Source organism: Aeromonas schubertii (assembly GCF_000820105.1).
Taxonomy (GTDB): Bacteria; Pseudomonadota; Gammaproteobacteria; order Enterobacterales; family Aeromonadaceae; genus Aeromonas; species Aeromonas schubertii.
The window spans coordinates 1-960 of the sequence record NZ_CDDB01000006.1; the positions used below are offsets into that span (position 1 = coordinate 1).

The window sequence follows — 960 nt, forward strand, 5'->3', positions numbered from 1 at the left end:
GCTCCTGCGGATTCGGACGGGTTTGTCGTTATGCTTTTCCCGTCCGAATCCGCAGGAGCCCCCTATGCGCCGTTTCAACGTTATGCTGACAGGCAGCCGCCTGATGATGTTCCCCTTCTACGTCAGCATGCTGATCTGTGTCGTTTTGTTGATGGTCAAGTTCGGGATCAAACTCTACGAACTCTGTACCAACATCATCTCTTTGCCCTATCTCGAGCTCATCATCGGAGTACTGACCCTGGTCGACTTCGTGCTGGTGGCCCAGATGCTGATCCTGGTGGCCCTGTGCGGCTATGTGCAATTTATCAAGAGCCCGGAGCAGCGTGCCGCCCTCGGAGATAACTGGCTCTATCGCATCGATTTCGTCTCTCTCAAGCTCATCGTCATCAACTCTCTGGTTACCATCTCGGGGATCGAGGTGCTCAAGGCCTTCCTCGAGGAGGGGGTGATGAACGAGGGGGAGATGAAGTGGTCTGTCATCGTCTTTCTCGCCTTCTCGACTGCCGCTCTCATCTATGCCGTGACGGAGCGGCTGGCCGAGCACAATGAGCGGGCAGAAGGCGAGTCGCAGCCGCGACCATAGCCCCAAATAACGTCCTCACGCCAGTCAATTGGAAGCCTAATGACACTCTCCCATCGCACCCTCTTCATCCTGCTCGGCGCCTTGGCCGGACTCACCCCCCTGGCGGTCGACATGTACCTGCCCGCCATTCCGACCCTGGCCAGGGAGCTGGGCACCACCATCGACGGGGCTCAGCTCACGGTCAGCGCCTTTCTCGGCGGTTTTGCCATCGGCCAACTCTTCTACGGGCCGCTGGCCGACAGCTTCGGCCGCAAGCCGGTGATCATGGCGGGCCTCATCATGTTTGCCCTGGCCTCGGTGGGGTGCGCCCTGGCCGATAGCCTGCCGGAACTGCTTGCCTTTCGCATGTTGCAGGCGGCCGGCGGTGCCGCCGGCTC

2 protein-coding genes are annotated in these 960 nt (G+C 60.2%); both read left to right on the forward strand.

Annotation, left to right across the window (positions count from 1 at the left end; genetic code table 11):
- The first annotated feature begins 64 nt into the window (after positions 1 to 64).
- Positions 65 to 583: a YqhA family protein gene (locus BN1133_RS01375; protein WP_050664776.1), complete on the forward strand. Its 519-nt coding sequence runs from the start codon at positions 65 to 67 to the stop codon at positions 581 to 583.
- A 39-nt stretch (positions 584 to 622) separates the two neighbouring features.
- The coding region (locus tag BN1133_RS01380; RefSeq protein ID WP_157432331.1) for an MFS transporter at positions 623 to 960 on the forward strand (338 nt) is incomplete at its 3' end.

Excerpts from the sequence above, each read along its gene's own strand:
- BN1133_RS01375 (WP_050664776.1), top strand. The coding sequence starts at position 65 with ATGCGCCGTTTCAACGTTATGCTGACAGGCAGCCGCCTGATGATGTTC.